Origin of the sequence: Pseudomonas aylmerensis (assembly GCF_001702265.1) — a bacterium.
GTDB classification, from domain to species: domain Bacteria; phylum Pseudomonadota; class Gammaproteobacteria; order Pseudomonadales; family Pseudomonadaceae; genus Aquipseudomonas; species Aquipseudomonas aylmerensis.
On record NZ_MAUE01000025.1, the window covers coordinates 21,138 to 40,746 of the forward strand.

14 protein-coding genes are annotated in these 19,609 nt (G+C 60.8%); 10 read left to right on the forward strand and 4 right to left on the reverse strand.

Annotated features, from left to right (window positions below; genetic code table 11):
• Position 1 precedes the first annotated feature (1 nt).
• From BBG20_RS16865 to BBG20_RS16880, 5 genes are all read left to right on the forward strand, one after another.
• A complete protein-coding gene (locus BBG20_RS16865; RefSeq protein WP_065905350.1) occupies positions 2 to 1,624 on the forward strand; it encodes an ArnT family glycosyltransferase in 1,623 nt (540 codons plus the stop codon).
• Between the two features lie 289 nt (positions 1,625 to 1,913).
• Positions 1,914 to 2,072 carry a type VI secretion system contractile sheath small subunit gene (locus BBG20_RS32595; protein ID WP_257236856.1) on the forward strand — a complete coding sequence of 53 codons (159 nt, stop codon included), beginning with the start codon at positions 1,914 to 1,916 and terminating at the stop codon, positions 2,070 to 2,072.
• A 183-nt stretch (positions 2,073 to 2,255) separates the two neighbouring features.
• Positions 2,256 to 2,966, forward strand: coding sequence for an HPP family protein (locus BBG20_RS16870; protein ID WP_065905352.1), 711 nt, complete (start codon positions 2,256 to 2,258; stop codon positions 2,964 to 2,966).
• A 142-nt stretch (positions 2,967 to 3,108) separates the two neighbouring features.
• Positions 3,109 to 4,212: an enoyl-CoA hydratase/isomerase family protein gene (locus tag BBG20_RS16875; protein ID WP_065905353.1), complete on the forward strand. Its 1,104-nt coding sequence runs from the start codon at positions 3,109 to 3,111 to the stop codon at positions 4,210 to 4,212.
• 3 nt (positions 4,213 to 4,215) lie between these two features.
• Positions 4,216 to 5,367 carry an acyl-CoA dehydrogenase family protein gene (locus tag BBG20_RS16880; RefSeq protein ID WP_065905354.1) on the forward strand — a complete coding sequence of 384 codons (1,152 nt, stop codon included), beginning with the start codon at positions 4,216 to 4,218 and terminating at the stop codon, positions 5,365 to 5,367.
• Between the two features lie 139 nt (positions 5,368 to 5,506).
• On the opposite strand, the gene BBG20_RS16885 is transcribed toward BBG20_RS16880, so the two are convergent.
• Genes BBG20_RS16885 through BBG20_RS16900 form a run of 4 tightly spaced genes read right to left on the reverse strand, consistent with a single transcriptional unit; the run spans position 5,507 to position 9,392 of the window.
• Positions 5,507 to 6,280, reverse strand: coding sequence for an enoyl-CoA hydratase (locus tag BBG20_RS16885; RefSeq protein WP_065905355.1), 774 nt, complete (start codon positions 6,278 to 6,280; stop codon positions 5,507 to 5,509).
• A gap of 11 nt (positions 6,281 to 6,291) precedes the next feature.
• Complete coding sequence (locus BBG20_RS16890) at positions 6,292 to 7,419, reverse strand: acyl-CoA dehydrogenase (protein WP_065905356.1); 1,128 nt, start codon at positions 7,417 to 7,419, stop codon at positions 6,292 to 6,294.
• A gap of 9 nt (positions 7,420 to 7,428) precedes the next feature.
• Positions 7,429 to 8,613 carry an acetyl-CoA C-acyltransferase gene (locus BBG20_RS16895; protein WP_065905357.1) on the reverse strand — a complete coding sequence of 395 codons (1,185 nt, stop codon included), beginning with the start codon at positions 8,611 to 8,613 and terminating at the stop codon, positions 7,429 to 7,431.
• 11 nt (positions 8,614 to 8,624) lie between these two features.
• Positions 8,625 to 9,392, reverse strand: coding sequence for an SDR family NAD(P)-dependent oxidoreductase (locus BBG20_RS16900; RefSeq protein ID WP_065905358.1), 768 nt, complete (start codon positions 9,390 to 9,392; stop codon positions 8,625 to 8,627).
• Positions 9,393 to 9,614: 222 nt separating this feature from the next.
• Here BBG20_RS16900 and BBG20_RS16905 point away from each other — a divergent pair, with 222 nt between their 5' ends.
• From BBG20_RS16905 to BBG20_RS16925, 5 genes are all read left to right on the forward strand, one after another.
• On the forward strand, positions 9,615 to 10,508 hold the full coding sequence (locus BBG20_RS16905; protein ID WP_065905359.1) for a bestrophin family protein: 894 nt from the start codon (positions 9,615 to 9,617) through the stop codon (positions 10,506 to 10,508).
• 76 nt (positions 10,509 to 10,584) lie between these two features.
• On the forward strand, positions 10,585 to 11,643 hold the full coding sequence (locus BBG20_RS16910) for a tetratricopeptide repeat protein (RefSeq protein WP_065905361.1): 1,059 nt from the start codon (positions 10,585 to 10,587) through the stop codon (positions 11,641 to 11,643).
• A 120-nt stretch (positions 11,644 to 11,763) separates the two neighbouring features.
• The gene (locus BBG20_RS16915; protein ID WP_065905363.1) at positions 11,764 to 13,266 is read left to right on the forward strand and encodes an ATPase domain-containing protein; all 1,503 of its coding nucleotides are present in this window, start codon (positions 11,764 to 11,766) and stop codon (positions 13,264 to 13,266) included.
• The gene (locus tag BBG20_RS16920; RefSeq protein ID WP_065905365.1) at positions 13,263 to 14,945 is read left to right on the forward strand and encodes an ATP-binding protein; all 1,683 of its coding nucleotides are present in this window, start codon (positions 13,263 to 13,265) and stop codon (positions 14,943 to 14,945) included. The genes BBG20_RS16915 and BBG20_RS16920 overlap by 4 nt, the downstream gene beginning before the upstream one ends.
• A 244-nt stretch (positions 14,946 to 15,189) precedes the next feature.
• Positions 15,190 to 19,401: a YopT-type cysteine protease domain-containing protein gene (locus tag BBG20_RS16925; protein WP_158267391.1), complete on the forward strand. Its 4,212-nt coding sequence runs from the start codon at positions 15,190 to 15,192 to the stop codon at positions 19,399 to 19,401.
• Positions 19,402 to 19,609 lie beyond the last annotated feature (208 nt).

Here is a 19,609-nt window from a genome sequence, read left to right on the forward strand (position 1 = left end):
CGTGAACAAAGCTCAACCGTCCCTGCTGAGCCCGACGATTCGCCGCCAATCCCTACTGCTGGGGTTGCTGGCGCTGGCGTTATTCATCGCTGGCAGCTGGCACCAGGCGATTATCGGCTTCGACTCCCGCTTCGTGGTGTTTGCCCAGGAGATGCTGCGCCACGGGCCGGGCTTTTTCCCGACCACCTACGGGCAGCCGTATGCGGATTACCTGGCCACCTCGACACTGCTGACCTGGTTGCTGTCGTTGCCCCTGGGCCAGGTCACCAGCCTCACGGCCTGGTTGCCCACGGCGCTGGCCTCGGCAGCGATCGTGGTGCTGGTGTATCGCCTCACGGCGCCCTACTCCCGGCACTGGGGCCTGCTGAGCATCGCGGTATTGCTGCTCAGCAGTACCTTCATCAGTGAAACCCGCTCGGTATCCCTCGACCAGATGCTCGCCGCGATTGCCCTGGCCGTGTTCTACCTGGGTTACGCGCATGACCACTTCGGTGCCGGCAAGCGCCTGCACTGGCTGTACCTGCTGCTGATCCTCGGCTTTGCGATTCGCGGGCCGATTGGCCTGGTGATACCCACCGGCGTGCTGTGCAGCTACTACCTGATCAATCGGCAATGGCGGCAGCTGTTCAGTTTTGGCTTGCTGGCGCTGGCGCTGTTGGTGGCGTGTGTCGGCCTGCTGTTGCTGATGGCCAAGCTCAGCGGCGGTGAGAGCTTCATGCAGGACGTGATCCGCATGCAGTTCCTGGGGCGCATGGACGGCAGCGAAGGCTCCAGCGGCGTGCTGTATTACTTCACCAGTTCGCTGGGCAATTACGCCATGGCCTATCCCGTGGCGCTGCTGGTGCTGCTGGCAATCGCCCTCGGCGGCCGGCGTACGCCGGAGCCGGCCTTGCAGTTGGTGCTGTACTGCGCGGCCGCCGGCCTGCTGGTGATGCTTGGCCTGTCGATCCCACAGGCCAAAAAGGCGCGCTATGTGCTGCCGATGTTGCCCATGGCGGCAATCATTGCGGCCTATCCGTTCCAGGTTGCCGAGGGTCGGCTGTTTGCCGAGTTGCGCAGGCTGATGCTGGGCATTTGGACGTTGCTTCCGACGCTGCTGATCGCCGGGTTGTTGTTCGCACGCACACGTTATCCGCAGCAGCTGGAGCATCTGGGGCCAATGTTTGGCCTGCTGGGCGCGCTGCAGGTCGTGGCTTTGCTGGCGTTGTTCAAGGCGCAACTGCGCCCGCTGGGCCCGGCGTTGGCCGGTGTACTGGCGGTGTGGGCCAGCTATATCGGCGTGGTCGAGCCGCTGGAGCGCAGCCTCTACGACACCCGCACGTTTACCCTGCAGGTGCACGAGCAGGTCATGCAGCAGCGCGCGCCCGTGGTATTGCACGGCCTGGGTAAAGACGCCAAGGCCATCAAATACATGGTCAACCTTGATTGCGACCAGGTACCGTTGTTCACCCAGAACCCTGCTGACCTGAACCCGATACAAGGGCCGGCCTGGCTGGTGATGAGCGAGGCGGATTTCGAAGGGTTGAAAGACCCGCGCTTTCGCGCCCTCACGCCGACCCTGAGCGGTGAGTTCGACCGCAACCCCTACGTGCTGCTGCACCTGGCACAGGCCCCACACCCTTGAGTGCTCTGCGTCGGGGCTCCCGACGCAGAAAACTCCTACGCAGCTATGCGTAATTGCTGCGACCATTGCCCTTCCCCGCGCCCGAAACCCAACGGTAAACTCGAATGCCATGTGTGGTAATCATTTACCGCCACGGGTCATGCATAACAACAAGGAAGCTGTAGGCCCGCGGTGTACGCCGCAGCCTATCCAATAAGAGGACAATGCCGTGTCAGATGATGTTTCGCCGGGCGTCTACGCGACCCCGGAGCCCGATCTCGTTCACGTTGGCTATTTGCCAGTCCCGCCTCTGGAGCGGCTGATGGAATTACGCGACGCGCTGGTGGCGCTCAAGGGCCCGCTTGCCAGTGATACCGGGCTGCAGGCGGATCTGCGAAAACGCTTGTTCAACGACGAGACCGATGATCGCGTCCTGGGCAAGCTCAGTGTGCAGGTCCCTCTTTTGTAAGTGTGGCAGTCTCACTTAACTGCATTATTTTTGGATTTAACCTGCATTAATATGCATTGGCGCGGTGTCGACAGGCACGGCACACTGCACAGGTTCCTTCCCCCAATGTTGGAACTTTCAAAGGGCTTTTCCGGGCAACCAGACAAGCCTTTTTTTTGCCTGTCGTTTATGGAATGCCTGTCAATGCTCGCTCGCTGGTTCCCTGCTGCTATCAATACCCGTCCCACCGAATGGAGTCGTGCCGCCATCGGCATGGCGCTCGGCACGCTGTTCAGCGTGTGGTTATGTGCCCAAGTGTTTGGCATGGACGTGGCCCTGCACCTGCTGGGGCCACTCGGGGCCTCGGCGGTGTTGTTGTTTGCGGTCTCATCCGGCGCGCTCGCGCAACCCTGGTCAATCATCGGCAGCTACCTGTGTGCCGGCGTGGTGGCCTTGCTGGTGGCCCGCGTCCTTGGGCGCACCCTAGGCGGTGCGTGCCTGGCGGCGGGCATGACGGTGGTGTTGATGTGCTGGCTGCGCTGCCTGCATCCACCTGCCGGTGGCCTGGCCATGACCCTGGTACTGGCCGACCCGGCCTCGGCCGCCCTCGGCTGGCATGAGATGGGCGCGGTGTTGCTGGGTGCCGGCGCTCTGCTCGCCTGTGCACTGGCCTACAACAATGCCACGCGCACCCGCTACCCCAAGGGCGCGGTCGAGGCTCCCGCGGTGGTCCTGCCAGACACCCGGGCCGCTCAAGACCCGGCCATTACCGCTGCCGACCTGAAGCTCGCGCTGGCCGACATGGAGCAGTTCTACGATGTCGCCCCCAGCGAGTTGGAACAGTTGATCCACGCCGCAGAAACCCACGCACGGCGCCGCAGTATTGGTGAAGTGCTGGCCAGCCGCATCCCCTGACGCAGACACGCGGCCTGCTGCATAAATGCAAAAACGACCTGCATGATTGAAGGTTGTACTGGGCAAATTTGCACTGGTACGATCGCGAGATGGTTCTTCGCTGAACCTCTTGATAAAGAACAATAAAAGCAGGGAGTTACAGATGACTGCTCAGGTTTCAAACCAAGCAAGCAGCGCCGATATCCTTCAAGACGACGTCCTGGCCGAAGTGCGCAACCACATCGGCCACCTTACCCTCAACCGCCCTGCCGGCCTCAACGCCATCACCCTGGACATGGTCCGCAGCCTCGCCCGCCAGCTGCAGGCGTGGGCCGACGATCCGCAGGTGCATGCCGTGGTGCTGCGCGGCGCCGGCGAAAAAGCCTTTTGCGCCGGCGGTGATATTCGCTCCCTCTACGACAGCTTCAAAAACGGCGACACCCTGCACGAAGATTTCTTCGTCGAGGAATACGCGCTGGACCTGGCGATCCACCATTACCGCAAACCCGTCCTCGCGTTGATGGACGGGTTTGTCCTTGGCGGCGGCATGGGCCTGGTGCAGGGCGCGGATCTGCGCGTGGTCACCGAGCGCAGCCGCCTGGCCATGCCGGAAGTGGCGATCGGTTACTTCCCGGACGTTGGCGGCAGCTACTTCTTGCCGCGCATTCCCGGCGAACTGGGGATTTACCTCGGCGTCACCGGCGTGCAGATTCGCGCCGCCGACGCCCTCTACTGCGGCCTCGCCGATTGGTACCTGGACAGCGCGAAGCTGGCCGACCTCGACCACAAGCTCGACCGCCTGCAATGGCACGAGTCGCCGCTCAAGGACCTGCAGGGCGTACTGGCCAAATTCGCCGTGCAACAGTTGCCCGACGCGCCGCTGGCCGCCTTGCGCCCGGCCATCGACCATTTCTTCGGCCTGCCGGATATACCGAGTATCGTCGAGCAATTGCAGCAGGTGACGGTCGCCGACAGCCATGAATGGGCGCTCACTACCGCCCAACTGATGCACACCCGCTCGCCGCTGGCCATGGCCGTGACCCTGGAAATGCTGCGTCGCGGCCGGCGCCTGCCGCTGGAACGCTGCTTTGCCCTGGAACTGCACCTTGACCGCCAGTGGTTTGAACGCGGCGACCTCATCGAAGGCGTTCGTGCGCTGATCATCGACAAGGACAAGGCCCCGCGTTGGAATCCACCCACGCTGCACGGCCTGGACAACACCCATGTCGAGAGCTTCTTCCATCACTTCGAGAAGGTTGCGAACTAAGCCATGCAAGATATTGAATACACAGAAGAACAAGTGATGATTCGCGACATGGCGCGTGACTTTGCCCGTGGCGAAATCGCCCCCCATGCCCAGGCCTGGGAGAAAGCCGGCTGGATCGACGATGCCCTGGTCGCGAAGATGGGCGAACTCGGGCTGCTGGGCATGGTGGTCCCTGAAGAATGGGGTGGCACCTATGTCGACTACGTCGCATATGCCTTGGCCGTCGAGGAAATTTCCGCCGGCGATGGCGCCACCGGCGCGCTGATGAGTATCCACAATTCAGTCGGTTGCGGGCCCATTCTCAACTACGGCACACCGGATCAGAAACAGACCTGGCTGGCCGACCTCGCCAGTGGCCAGGCAATTGGTTGCTTCTGCCTCACCGAACCGCAGGCCGGTTCCGAAGCGCACAACCTGCGCACCCGTGCCGAGTTGCGCGATGGCCAATGGGTGATCAATGGTGCCAAGCAATTTGTCAGCAACGGCAAGCGCGCCAAGCTCGCTATCGTGTTCGCCGTGACCGACCCGCAATTGGGCAAGAAAGGTATCTCCGCATTCCTGGTGCCCACCGACACCCCAGGCTTTGTCGTCGACCGTACCGAACACAAGATGGGCATTCGCGCCTCCGACACCTGTGCCGTCACCCTCAACCAATGCAGCGTGCCCGAGGCCAACCTGCTGGGTGAGCGCGGCAAAGGCCTGGCGATTGCGCTTTCGAACCTGGAAGGCGGCCGCATCGGCATTGCCGCCCAGGCCTTGGGCATCGCCCGCGCGGCGTTTGAAGCTGCGCTGGTCTACGCCCGCGACCGCGTGCAGTTCGACAAGGCAATCATCGAGCACCAGAGCGTGGCCAATCTGCTGGCCGACATGCAAACCCGCCTGAACGCCGCGCGCTTGTTGATCCTGCACGCCGCGCGCCTGCGCTCGGCCGGCAAACCGTGCCTGTCGGAAGCCTCCCAGGCCAAGCTGTTCGCCTCGGAAATGGCCGAAAAGGTCTGCTCCTCGGCGATGCAGATTCACGGTGGGTATGGGTATCTGGAAGATTATCCCGTGGAACGCTACTACCGCGATGCGCGGATCACGCAGATTTACGAAGGGACCAGCGAGATACAGCGGATGGTGATTGCCCGGGAACTGAAGAACTATCCTCTCTAACTGAAAGACCACACCCCCCATGTGGGAGCGGGCTTGCTCGCGAATGCGCCAGGTCAGTCAAAGCTGCAGTGACTGATTAGCCGTATTCGCGAGCAAGCCCGCTCCCACATTTGGACCATCGGTGTCAGTGATGGGGGGCTTACTTGTCCTTGAACGCCGGCGCACGCTTGGCCACGAACGCCGCCATGCCTTCCTTCTGATCCAGGGTCGCGAACGCGGCATGGAACACCCGGCGCTCAAAGCGCACGCCTTCGGACAGGCTCACTTCAAACGCGCGGTTCACGCTTTCCTTGACCATCATGCTGATCGGAACCGATTTGCCGGCGATCAATGTGGCAACCTTCAAGGCCTCTTCCAACAATTCATCCGCCGGCACAATGCGCGCGACAATCCCGCAGCGCTCGGCTTCCACTGCATCGATAAAGCGCCCGGTCAGGCACATTTCCATGGCCTTGGCCTTGCCCACCGCGCGGGTCAGGCGCTGGGTGCCGCCCATGCCCGGCAACACGCCGAGGTTGATTTCCGGCTGGCCGAACTTGGCGCCGTCACCGGCGAGGATGAAGTCGCACATCAACGCCAATTCACAGCCCCCGCCGAGGGCGAAGCCGTTGACCGCGGCAATGATCGGCTTGCGGCGGTTGGCTACGCGGTCGCTGTCGCTGAACAGGTCGTCCAGGTAGATCTGCGGGTAGGTCAGCTCGGCCATTTCCTTGATGTCGGCGCCGGCGGCAAAGGCTTTCTTCGAGCCGGTCAGCACGATGCAGCCGATCTGTGGATCGGCTTCCAGGCCGTCCAGCGCCTGGTTCAGCTCGCTGACCAACTGCGCATTCAAGGCGTTCAGGGCTTGCGGGCGATTGAGGGTAATCAGCCCGACGCGGCCCTGGACTTCGAGCAAAATGGTTTCGTAACTCATGTATCGGCTCCTTAGAGATTGCGTGAGATGACCATGCGTTGAATATCGCTGGTGCCTTCGTAGATCTGGCAGACCCGCACATCGCGGTAGATCCGCTCGAGGGGGAAGTCGCTCAGGTAACCGTAACCGCCCAGGGTTTGCAAGGCGGCCGAACAGACTTTTTCAGCCATTTCCGAGGCGAACAGCTTGGCCATGGACGCTTCCACCAGCGCCGGCTTGCCGCTGTCACGCAGTGCCGCCGCGTACTGCACCATCTGCCGGGCGACGGCGATTTGCGTGGCCATGTCGGCCAGGCGAAACGCCACGGCCTGGTGCTCGATGAGTGGCTTGCCGAAGCTTTCGCGTTCCCTGGCATAGTCGCGGGCGGCTTCAAAGGCGGCGCGCGCCATGCCCACCGACTGCGAGGCGATACCCACGCGACCGCCTTCGAGGTTGGCCAGGGCGATTCGATAGCCTTCGCCCTCCGCGCCCAGGCGGTTGGCCACCGGCACTTTCACGTCCTCGAACAGGATCTGGCAGGTGTCCGAGGCGTGCTGGCCGAGCTTGTCTTCGACCCGCGCCACACTGTAGCCCGGCGAGTCGGTGGGCACGATGAACGCGCTGATGCCGCGCTTGCCGGCGGCCGGGTCGGTCACCGCAAACACAATCACCACCCCGGCATTTTGCCCGGAGGTGATGAACTGCTTGCAGCCATTGAGCACGTAGTGATCACCGTCCAGGCGCGCCCGGGTCTTCAGGCTGCTGGCATCCGAACCGGCCTGGGGCTCGGTCAAGGCAAACGCGCCGAGCATGGCGCCACTGGCGAGCGGCTTGAGGAATTGCTCTTTCTGCTGATCGTTGCCGAACGTGAGGATGGGCACACAGCCCACCGAGTTGTGCACGCTCATGATGGTCGAGCAGGCCCCGTCGCCGGCGGCGATTTCTTCCAGGGCCATGGCGTAGGCCAGGTAGCCGGTGTCGCAGCCGCCCCACTGTTCCGGCACGAGCATGCCGAAAAAGCCCAGTTCGGCCATTTCGCCGATGGCTTCCTTGGGAAAACGGTGCTCGCGGTCCCAGTCGGCTGCGAACGGTTTCAGCCGCTCCTGGGCAAATTGCCGGGCCGCGTCGCTGATCTGCAGTTGTTCGTCATTGGGCAGCATAGGGTTTCCTTAATACAGGCATTCAACGGCCATGGCCGTGGCTTCACCGCCGCCGATACAGATCGCGGCCACGCCACGCTTGAGGCCTTTCTGGCGCAGGGCCGCGAGCAGGGTCACCAGGATTCGCGCGCCGGAGGCACCGATCGGATGGCCCAGGGCACAGGCGCCGCCGTGAACGTTGACCTTGGCGTGCGGGATTTCCAGCTTGCTCATCGTCACCAGGGTGACCACCGCGAAGGCCTCGTTGATCTCGAACAGGTCAACCTCATCGATGCTCCAGCCGGTCTTGCTCATCAGCTTGCGGATTGCGCCCACCGGCGCCACCGGGAACAACCCGGGCTCATCGGCAAAGGCCGCGTGACCATGGATCACCGCCAGCGGCTTGAGCCCGCGCTTGAGCGCCTCGGACTGGCGCATCAGCAACAAGGCCGCCGCACCGTCGGAAATCGAGCTGGAGTTGGCCGCCGTCACGGTACCGCCTTCGCGGAACGCCGGTTTCAGGCTGGCGATCTTGTCCAGCTTGGCCTTGGGCGGTTGTTCGTCGTGCTGGACGGTCTTCTGTTCCTTGCCGACCGTGACCTGCACCGGGACGATCTCGGCGGCGAAGCTGCCATGGGTGATCGCTTCTTGCGCACGGGTCAACGAGGCGATGGCGAAGGCGTCCTGGGCTTCACGGGTAAAGCCGTTGTGCGCGGCGCAGTCTTCGGCAAAGGTGCCCATCAGGCGGCCCTTGTCGTAGGCGTCTTCGAGGCCGTCGAGGAACATATGGTCGAGCACGCGGCCGTGGCCCATGCGGTAGCCGCTGCGGGCGCGGTCGAGCAGATAAGGGGCGTTGGACATGCTTTCCATGCCGCCGGCAATCACCACGTCGACGCTGCCGGCCAGCAGCGAATCATGTGCCAGGATCGCCGCCTCCATGCCCGAACCGCACATCTTGTTGAGGGTGGTGCAGCGCGTCGACTTGTCCAGTCCGGCGCCGAGGGCCGCTTGGCGCGCCGGGGCCTGGCCGAGGCCGGCGGGCAGCACACAGCCGAACAGCACTTCATCGACGGCATCGGTGGCGATGCCGGCACGCTCGACCGCGGCACGGATCGCGGCAGAACCCAGCTGCGGCGCGGTCAGGCCCTTGAGGTCGCCCTGGAAGCCGCCCATGGGGGTGCGCACGGCACTGACAATTACGATGGGATCAGTCATGGAAATTCTCCTTACTTGGCGGCCATGCGCAAGGCGCCGTCGAGACGGATCACCTCACCATTGAGCATGCTGTTTTCGATGATGTGGCGGACCAGCGCCGCGTATTCCGCAGGTTTGCCCAGGCGCGGCGGGAATGGCACGCCTGCGGCCAGCGAGTCGCGCACTTCGGCGGTCATGCCGGCCATCATTGGCGTCTCGAAAATACCCGGGGCGATGGTCATCACGCGGATACCAAAGCGCGCCAGCTCGCGAGCGGCCGGCAACGTGAGGCTGGCGATCGCGCCTTTGGAGGCGGAATAGGCAGCCTGACCGATCTGCCCATCAAACGCGGCAACCGAGGCGGTGTTGATGATCACGCCGCGCTCGCCATCGGCATTCGCTTCGGTTTCAGCGATGGCCGCTGCCGCCAGGCGCAGCAGGTTGAAGCTGCCGATCAGGTTGACGTTGATCACCTGGGCAAAGCTGGCCAGCCCGTGAGGGCCGTTCTTGCCGAGAATTTTCTCGCCACGCACCACACCGGCGCAGTTGACCAGCCCATGCAGGCCGCCAAAGGCGGCAACGGTCGCTTGCACGGCGGCTTCGGCCGCCGCTTCCTGGCTGATATCGGCCACGGCGCTGCGTGCGTTCTCGCCCAACTGCGTGGCCTTGGCGGTCACCGCGTCGGCGTTCAAATCCACCAGCATCACCTTGGCACCGGCGGCAATCAGCATTTCTGCGGTGGCCGCGCCCAGGCCTGACGCGCCGCCGCTGACCAGGAAGATCTTGTTTTCAATCTGCATTATTGTTTCCTTGAACCAGAAGGACCGAATCGTGGAAATAGTCGCTCCCGCACGCTGGCGCAGCAATGGTCAAAGCTTTCAACCTGCTTGACTGGTTTGGCCAGTCATCAATCCTGCTTATCGGCCAGTCAGTCCAAGCGATTGGACGCCTGTCGCGCTTGCTTCTAATCTGAGGGGCTACACCCCCTGAAGCCGCGTCCCCGAAGAAGCCCTGTCCCGCCGATGATTGTGCGTCCCAAACCCAACCTCCTGGGTATCCTGTTCTCCCTCAAAGGCTCGATAGCCAAGCGCATTGCCCTGCGCAGCCTGCTGGTCACGTTGCTGGCCTCGGTGATCGTGCTGGTGGAAACCCTGCACCCGGCGTATTTCTCCAAGGTCAACGCCACGCCATTCACGCTGCTGGGGCTGTCGCTGTCGATCTTCATGAGCTTTCGCAATAACGCCTGCTATGACCGCTGGTGGGAAGGCCGCAAGCAACTGGGGCAGATGATCATCGATGTACGCTCGCTGATCCGCGAGACCCAGGTGCTCAGTGACCCGGCCGAGCGCGCCGGCCTGCTGCGCGCGCTGGGTGGTTTTGCGCACGGCCTGGTCGCCCGCCTGCGGCATGAAGATGAAGCGCTGGCAATCAAGCCGTGGAGCGACGTCGACACCCGCCACCCCAACCTCCCCGACAAGCTGCTGCAGCAGGTCGGCGCGCGGTTTTCCGTGTTGACCGAACAGGGCGTGCTCAGCGAATGGCGCTACACCCAACTGGAGACCCGGCTGGTCAGCCTCAGCCAGGTGCAGGCCTCGTGCGAGCGGATCAAGGCCACGCCGCTGCCCTTCCCCTACACCTTGCTGCTGCACCGCACCATCTACCTGTTCTGCATTCTGTTGCCGTTCGCCATGGCCGAGCCCCTGGGCTGGCTCACGCCGGTGTTCACCGCCATTGTCAGCTACACCTTCTTTGGCCTGGACGAGATCGGCGATGATCTCGAAGACCCTTTCGGCTTTGACGAAAACGACCTGCCCTGCAACGCGATCCTGCGCACCCTGGAGCGCGAGATTCTCGCGGCCCTCGGCGAAACCGACTTGCCGCCGCCGCTCGAGCCGGTGGAATACGTGCTGACCTGACGCGGGTTTGACACCTGCCCTGGTCTGGCCGAAGCTGATGGCTTTGCTCTAGCTGCCCAAGCTTTCGGACGCCTGCATGTCAAAGTCACGCCGTTACTCCATCGTCGGCCTGTGCGCCCTGTTGTTGATTGTACTGATCACCTGGTATTTCTCCCGTTCCACACCGGTGGCCGTGCCACCCGCCATTGCCCATGGTTACGCGAAAGCGCTGAAACAGGCGCATAACGGCGAGCCGGGCGCGGCGCGCGTGCTCTATCAGCAATTGGGCCGGCCGGACCTGTCGCCCGAGCGCCGCGCCGCATTGCATGCCGAACTGCCCAACTACCCCAGCCCCCAGGCCTTGAAGCTGGCGGATAAAGACCTCGCCAGCGACTCGCCGCTGGTACGCGAAGCCGCTATCCATAGCATTGTCGGCCTGGTGCCCACGGGCCAGCGCACGCTGTTGCTCGGCCCTGCCCTGGATGACCCCGAACAAGGCGTGCGCTTTGCCGCCGCCAATGCGTTGCTCGGTCTCTCGCCCGACACCTTGGGCTTGTATTTCGGGCCCTTGCAGCAGGTGCTGGATGAGTTCGTGAAGAAGCTCAAGGCCCAGCCGGAAACGGCTGAGGGCTGGATTCAACTGGCGCGCCTATACATCCACAGCGCCCTGCTGCCCGATGCACAAAATGCGCTGGAACAGGCCATGCGCCTGCAGCCGGACAACTTGCAGGCGGTGGTCGCGCAGATCGAGCTGCTGGATAAGCAAGGCAAGACCGACGAGTCCCGTCAACTGCTCGCGCGGCAACTGGCGGCGCACCCTGAATCGGCTTACCTGCAACATGCGCTGGGCATGTGGCTGCTGCACCACGGCGAGCGCCCCTATGCGCTGCTGGGCCTGTCCAAGGCCGTGGAGCTGGAGCCGGACAATCAGGATTACCGCTACGACCTGGCCACCACCCTGCACGCCCAGCAGGAACAGGAAGCGGCCCAGCGCCAGTTGGAAGAAATCATCCAGCGCCACCCGGCCAATCGCAAGGCGCGGGTGCTGCTCGTCACCTACTGGAAAGAAAGCGGCCAATTGCAGAACGTGCAGGTGCTGCTGGCCCAGCTCGAACAGCAAAACCCCGACGATCCGGCCCTGCAACAGGGTCTGTAGACATCACCGGCCGTATTTTCCAGGAACAGGTTGAACCGCCGCAAAGCGCTACGGTCAAGAGAACATGGCGCGTCCACCAGGGCGCGCATCCTCTACTCGTATGTGACCTGAGGGCACTTCTTGTCTACATCCAAAGCGTTGTTATCCGAAAAAGCAGCCACCGGCATCGAAGGTCTTGATGACATTCTTTCCGGCGGGCTATCGCGCAGCCATCTGTTTCTCCTGGAAGGCGAACCTGGCACCGGTAAAACCACGGTCGCCCTGCACTTTCTGCAGGCCGGCGCGAAAGAAGGTGAGCGAACGCTGTACATCACGCTGTCCGAAACCGAGCGCGAATTGCGCCAAGGCGCCAAGTCCCACGGGTGGGACCTGGACGAGAATATCCATATCTTCGAACTGACCCCGCCTGAGAGCCTGCTGGATGCCGAGCACCAGCAGAGCCTGTTGTACTCCTCCGACCTGGAACTGGGCGAAGCCACCCGGCAGATCTTCGAAGTGGTGGAACGGGTCAAGCCGACCCGCGTGGTGATCGACAGCCTTTCGGAAATCCGCCTGCTCGCACAAAGCTCGCTGCGCTATCGCCGGCAGATCCTGGCGATCAAGCACTACTTCGTGCGCTATGACGCCACCGTACTGCTGCTGGATGACCTGACCACCGAATCCCTCGACAAAACCGTGCACAGCGTGGCGCACGGCGTCATCCGCCTGGAAGAGCTGACACCCAATTACGGCGCCGAACGCCGACGCGTGCGCGTGGTGAAGTACCGCGGCCAGAAATACCGTGGCGGCTTTCACGACTTCACCATCATGCAGGATGGCATTCACGTGTTCCCGCGGCTGGTGGCCGCCGAGCATCGCGGCGGTTACGTGCGCCAGACTTTGAGCAGCGGCATCCAAGAACTGGACGCCTTGATGGGCGGCGGCGTGGAGACCGGCTCCAGCAGCCTGATCCTCGGCCCGGCCGGTACCGGCAAATCGCTGATCTCGATGATCTTTGCCGCCTCTGCCGTGGCCCGTGGCGAAAAAGCCGCGCTGTTCATTTTCGATGAAGAACTGGGCCTGCTGTTCGAGCGCATGAAAAACATGGGCATCGACCTCGACGCCCTGCAAGCCACCGGCAACCTGTTGATCGAACAAGTGGACGCCGCCGAGCTGTCCCCCGGCGAGTTCTCGCACCGGGTACGCCGCTGTGTCGACGAGCGTGGGATCAAGACCGTGGTCATCGACAGCATCAACGGTTACCAGGCGGCCATGCCGGAAGAGAACGCGCTGATCCTGCATATGCACGAGTTGCTGCTGTACCTCAACCGCCGGGGCGCGGCCACCTTCATGACCGTCGCGCAGCACGGGCTGGTCGGCGACATGCAGGCACCGGTCGACATCACTTACCTGGCGGACACCGTGATTCTGCTGCGTTACTTCGAGGCGCTGGGCAAGGTGCGCCGTGCCATCTCGATCATCAAGAAACGCACCGGCTCCCACGAGTCGACCATCCGCGAATACCGTATCAGCAGCCGTGGCATGACCGTCGGCGAACCGCTGGATAATTTCCAGGGCGTGTTGCGTGGCATTCCAACCTACATGGGCGCAGGCTCGCCTCTGCTCAAGGATGAGGGCGTGTGACGGCTATTTCACCCGTATCCGAGCGCGCCATCGTCCTGGCGCCTATGGGCCGCGACGGTACTTTGGCGCTGATGATGCTCAACGAGGCCGGCTACAGTGGCATCGTTGCCAGCAGCCTGCCGATGCTGTGCGAGGCCCTGGAGCAAGGTGCCGGCCTGCTGATCATTGCGGCCGAAGCGCTGCGGGGCGCGGACCTGGAGCCGTTGCTGGAGCATTTGCATCAGCAGCCAGCCTGGTCGGACCTGCCCATCGTGCTGATGACCCACCACGGCGGCAGCGAACAGAATGGTTCTTCGCACCTGAGTGGCCTGCTCGGCAATGTCACGTTCCTTGAGCGGCCGTTCCACCCCATCACCCTGATCAGCCTGGTGAGCGCGGCCCTGCGCGGTCGCCGCCGGCAATACGACGCGCGTGACCGCTTGATTGACCTCAGCGAGAGCGAACTGCGCCTGCAGCGCACCCTGGAAACCCTTGAGCAGCAAGTCGAGGAGCGCACCGCGCAGCTGCGCAGCAACGAAGAAGCGTTGCGCCAATCGCAGAAAATGGAAGCGGTCGGGCAGTTGACGGGCGGTATCGCCCACGACTTCAACAATATGCTCACCGGCATTATCGGCAGCCTGGAGCTGTTGCGGCGGCGTGTCTCGCGCGGCAAGTTGGACGACCTCGACAGCCTGATTGACCTGGGAGTGACTTCGGCCAACCGCGCTGCCGGCCTGACTCACCGCCTGCTGGCGTTTTCACGGCGCCAGTCGCTGGATTCCAAGCCAGTGCAGATCAACGAGCTGGTCACTTCGATGGGCGAACTGCTGCAACGCAGCATCAACGAGAGCATTGCCCTGGACATGCGCCTGGAGGACCGGCTGTGGACCGCCGAAGCCGACCCCAATCAGCTGGAGAGCGCCCTGCTCAACCTGGTCTTGAATGCCCGCGACGCCATGCCCGACGGCGGCCGGCTGATCGTTGAAACCAGCAACCGCCACCTCGACAGCGTGTTCACCGCCGCGTATGGCACCTTGAACCCCGGCGACTACGTGGAACTGAGCGTCAGCGACACCGGCTGCGGGATTCCGGAAAGCCTCATGGGGCGGGTATTCGACCCGTTCTTCACGACCAAACCCATCGGCCAGGGCACCGGCCTGGGCTTGTCGATGATCTACGGTTTTGCACGCCAATCTCATGGCCATGTGACCATCCACAGTGAGGTGGGCAAAGGCACCACCGTGAGCCTGTTTCTCCCGCGTTTTGTCGGTGAAGTCACGGCTGATACGCCGCTGGACTCCGCCCTACTGCCGTTCGCGAATGCCGGCGAGTGCGTGCTGATCGTCGAGGACGACCCCGCCGTGCGCGTGCTGGTGAGCCAGGTGCTGAGCGAGTTGGGCTACGCCTTCGTCGAAGCCGGCGATGCCGACAATGCGCTGCCGATCATCGAGTCCAGCCAGCGCATCGACCTGATGATCAGCGATGTGGGGCTGCCAGGCATGAATGGCCGCCAGCTGGCCGAAATAGGCCGGCAAATTCGCCCGGACTTAAAGGTTTTGTTTATTACCGGCTATGCCGAGCATGCGGCGGTACGGGGCGGGTTCCTGGACCCGGGCATGCAGTTGATCACCAAGCCGTTTACCTTTGATTTGTTGACGGCGAAGGTGCGGGAGATGATTCACCTGCAGATAAGGGAATGAGGCGCAGGTTAAACGAAACGCTGGGACCGACCGGGTCCGCTGACGAGCTATTTACGTTGATGGCGATGAATTAGGCACTAATACGCAGGGGCGCCGTTTGTATCGGCGTCGACAGCGCACATAGAAACTTCCGGCAAAGGGTAGAGTTGGAACGCTAGAGGCTGATGCCAATACCAAGTGTTATACCGCGGGCGCAGTTACAACACCCGCGGTATGTTCATTTGCCTCTCAGAGAATGCCTCCCATGATTTCACCTGATAGCGTTACTCTTCCCCGCCCGCATCTTCAGAACGCCCCGCAAACACCCACTTCCCCTTCGCCCCAAGCGCCTCTTGCTGAATCTTCTTCCGAGCGGGACATCGATCCCGTACGTAATCAACGAGCTATTCGGAGCATCGGGCAAGGATCGCTGCTCGCCCAACACAGTGTCCAGAACCAGCTGCCACCACCGCCGCAAAAACATTCGATGACGGCGGCTGATGCCATGGGCCAACAAGCGCTTATCGACGGTCTGACTAAAACAGGTGAATTGCAGAAACATCAATACTATGGCACTGAACGGCGACTTAGATCGCTGCAGATAACCCTGCCACCAGACTCTTACATTGCGCGCAAGAACAACCTTGTCGAAGGGCAAAGCATAAGCGCTGAACGGTACATCCAGGCGCTGGGCTTGCCGTTACCCACCAGTTGGCAAGAGACCTTGCGATTGACCCAGAAAATTGCCATGCCATTGCCCGCACCGCCTGCGCTGGGTGATTTCGGGGGGCTGCTGGGTCGGACCATACCCTTGGCTCAATCCCAGCAAGACCGCGTGCGCGCTATCGCCAACGAATCAGCCACTACCAGCATTCAGTCCCTGATCACACACGCTGTCACCAACACGGATTCACCCGTAACCCCTCGCAAGGTACTTGATCAGTTGATCGCAAACCCCCAGGCGCAGGCACTGGGTCAGAAACTGGAAGCCGAACTGCAGGGCATTTCAACCCCAACCAGTGTCAATGAATGGTTGATGACAGCGCTGGCACTGGAACTGGGCATCACGCCCGAAACACAACGCAACCGTATCGCAGGCTATGAGCTGAACCAGCCCGACAATTGGGGCAAACCCGCTTCGGCGATCATCGCAGCGGTCAATGACCATCTGGAACGTCAAAACGCCGATGTCCCTGACCTAAGGGGGTACATGCTGCTCTCGCGGGTCGCGCCGCAGTTTCTGGTCAAACAGTTGCCTGAGAACCTGGTGTACGGTTCCAACGAGTGGGCGGTGTTCAGTGCTGCCGTCTCGCGCATTGAGCAACAGGCGCCCGGTACTGCGGCGACCATGACATTTGACCAAGTGATCGAGTTCGGCAACACCTCTCCGGTTAGCGAGCGCCAAGCGGTGCAAGCCGCCCTTGCGCGACGCAACGCCATGGTTGACTGGGGTATCGTCAATGGTTTTCTCATCAAGAATGACGATGACAACTACGACCCGGCAGCGATTGAACACACGCAGGGCAAATTCAACCAGCAGATAACAGAGCTCAGTACACGCCTCGCGGTGTTCTCCTCACCGCTGCCGACCCGAAAAGCCTTGGCAGAAGCCGAGCTCAAAAAAGTACTGGGCGATGACGTCCCTCTGGAGAAAGAATTCATCAAGCTGGGCCGCCAAAACAGAGGTGGCATAGCGTACTCGATTATTGATCTATATATGTCGGGTCGGCTCAAGACCGATACGCTCAGGTCTGATTCTGACAAGGAGCTTCTAAAAAAAGTCGAGCCTAAATTCGATGAGCTTCCTGATATCAAAGAAGTATTTAAGGAAACGTTCACGCCTTATTTCGACGGGGTAAAAAAAGCCTTTACCTCACGGATAAAGAGTCAAATTTCACGACTCCCTTTAGAAGACCGAAAAAACTTTGAATTCGGCGGCGTAACGGCTTACTCCGTCCGCCTCCCCCTGCGTGAGGATAGCGACGATGACATCAGTCAAAAACAATACAAAAATATTGGGCGCAGTTGCCTATTGTTTAAAACGGTGCGTGGCGAGGAAACCACCTACTATGAGTTTTCTATAGGCGATCAGACCATTCGCAAAAAAACCGACCTGCCTGAAGAACTGCCAATCGGTGCAACCCATATCGCCCGTGGGGTAGACGGCGATAAATATATCGAAGGGTTTACACGGCTGCCGTTCGATCTGGATAAGTATGGGATCGGGCACGGAGGGCTGCCACCGCCAAAAGTCCCCGTCATCATTGATCGGGTCAAGATCCAGCCCGCATCAGGTACCCCCGGCGCCGACGAACCGAACTCGACAACAGCCCCCCTCAAGACATTTTTCACCACTAAGACCGATGCGATTGCCACGACCGTCAGCGAGCATTTTTTCAGCGACAAGGACAGTTTCGAGACAGATGCTTCAGGTGAAACAAACTTTGAGAAGCGATACCGGGAAAACCATCAACTCAACAACGGCATTCTGAATGTCATTATTCCGTTCAAGTCCGCTATCGAAAACGCGATTGAGGGTAAATGGGACGAAGCCATCGGCGATGCCATGCTGGATCTGATATCGCTTTATAATCCTGGCGCCAAAGGCGGTGGCATTGTTAACAGAACCAGTAAAAAAACCGCCTTAGGGCTGCTGACAGGCGTTAAAAAATTCGGCGGCGCCGTGCTGAAAGACGCCAATCTTTTCGCTGACGTAGCGGACCTGACGCGCTTGTTGACCAAAGGTGCGAAATCCGCAGCATCGTCACTCTATGACGGTGTTCATTCTCTGCAGTTGTCTGGCCGCGGTTTGCTCACGGCGCCTAACGGCCTGGACAGCGTGTCGATGGGTACCTTCAAGCATCAAGGCGAAATTGTGCAGGGCGCGGCAGCGTTCAAAGATAACAAGTGGTACGCACTTGATCCTTTGTCACTGAAACCTTATGGCGCACCGCTGGAGGATTTCTTGCCGTCGCTGCAGGCCCAAATGGCAGAATTGGGGAAATGGGCGACTGCGGACAGCCCCCGAAAGACACTCGATGAGGCCGTTGTCAAAAGCTGGAAAAAGACCGTTAACGACCATCGCACTGGACCGCAAAAAGCTCAGTTTGAAAGCGGATACCAATCAGGAAACCCGCAAACTATCACGGGGTTTTCAAATTCCATGAAGCCCGCAGATATCATCACCCTGGCTGGCAACAAAAACCTTACTGCCAAGGAGGTCGGGATGCTGCTCAAGCGCTTCGACGATCTCTCTTACCAAATCGGTCGAGGTGGCTCAGCTCGTTTTATCGACGCCATAGAACCCGGGCTCGGCAGCGTAATACCTATGCCTCAAGTCATATACCTTTCCAAGACCGCGCAATTGTCCGATGGCCAATGTGCCGCGCTGTCGCGCGTCATGGCGGACGCCATGGCAGAAGGCAAAGAACGGTTATTGATCAAAAACATGCTCAGTGCAGCGGCCTACCCGGCCGATCCGGCCTCCAGGGAATTTACTGCCAAACTGAGCAAGATCCAAACCCAAGTCGGCGCACGAAGCGCTTTCCATGCTCAGCAGACAGTGCGTCAGGACACGATTCAAGGCATCGTGAATGAGCTGGCCGACGCCAGCGTATCCAAGTCAATCATGATCGACTCTCCTGGTCACGCCATGGCGGCCGGGGTAAGGGTTGATGACACAGGAAAGAGTTTCTACTTCTATGACCCTAATCATGGGCTTGCGAAATTTTCCAATGCCCAGGACATGGAAAAGGCCCTGGAGAAACTGACTCGCGACACGAAACTGAAGCCAGGCTACGTGACTCATAGCACTGACCCCGCGAAGTTGGAGTTCAAGGTCTTCGACCATACTGACGCGTGGCAGCGAACAAACAGTGTGCTGAGTACGGATGTTAAAAAGCTCTATGACGCACGACTGGCCATCCGACCAGACAGCGAAAGAAGTGCTGAAAAGTTCATGGTTCGTTTACTCAGTGAACATCTTGCCACGCCCGGAGCCAAGGCAAGTGTCCGAACCCTTGAGGAACTGAAGAAATTTGACTTCGCCGTCCCAAACCAAATATTCCGGGGGCATACTGCTACCGGGGATACTCTCGCGACCGGCCTCAGGCGTGCAGCGGGAACGGACTCGTCCGGCGACGACTATCTGGCTGCGATTATCCAACATACGGCGAGAACATCAGGCAGTGGCGGTGAAGTCATGTCATTCAGCGCGAGCAAGGCCAAAGCCAATAGTTTTGCCACCCAGTACTCAACCCCCACGAAGAAGGTGCCCGTCTTTACGGTCGACACCACCCAAGACCCGGACGCATTTCGGACGGTGGTCGATATCGTTCTCAAAGACGGTGAAAGACTGGTCAGGGATAAAAAAATCACTAAGGCAACTCTTCTGCAAGCCGTTGAAAAACTGAATGGGCAGGAGTTAGAGGTGTTTTATGTCAAAGGCGACATACCGCCGGCATTTATGGTGAGCTAAGGCACCTCTCCTCTTGAGCCTATGAAATCAGCGGCGTCGGGCTTTCGACGCCGCTGCGGCAACTATAACGCCGCACAGGATTTATCTGCAGATTTAAAAGAAAAGACGGATGCCAACTTGCTATATACCTGTCTGCCGACCTGACAATAGCGCACTCAGCCCGAAAGCCTGGCGACTTAAACTTCGGGCTCATCAATTCTCTTTAAAA